This window comes from Methanocalculus natronophilus (assembly GCF_038751955.1).
Lineage (GTDB): Archaea > Halobacteriota > Methanomicrobia > Methanomicrobiales > Methanocorpusculaceae > Methanocalculus > Methanocalculus natronophilus.
This window is the reverse complement of sequence record NZ_JBCEXH010000079.1, coordinates 1-362: the sequence shown is the minus strand read 5'-3', so window position 1 is coordinate 362 and position 362 is coordinate 1. Positions and strand designations below refer to the sequence as shown.

General features: G+C 31.5%; 1 protein-coding gene. It reads right to left on the bottom strand.

What is annotated here, in order from left to right; genetic code table 11:
- Nucleotides 1-81 precede the first annotated feature (81 nt).
- Nucleotides 82-362 (bottom strand): hypothetical protein (locus ABCO64_RS10515; RefSeq protein WP_343089433.1); only part of this gene is annotated, 281 nt, incomplete at its 5' end.

Here is a 362-nt window from a genome sequence, read left to right as displayed (position 1 = left end):
ACTATCTTATTGTGCATCTAGTATACCATTAGTTAAATTGAAAGATATAGCAGGATGCGATGCGTTTGTTTCGTGTAAAAACTATTTATTTGTTAAAACTTTTAATAGTTCATCCATTTGGCCTTGTGTAATAATATTACCGTTTTTAAGCTCTTTAAGAAGGTTTTTATAATAAGCTTTTGTTGTTTTTAGTGGAACTATTCTAGGAGATTCTTGCGTTTTTTCATCCACAAGCTTATGCTTTGGATAAATCTCACTACGACCTTCTTTATCTCTCACTAAAAGATCTCCATTTGCTACTACCCCTTTTAAAGTTAGTAAACGCGTTCCTTTTTCTAAACGAACAATACGTTCTTTAACAG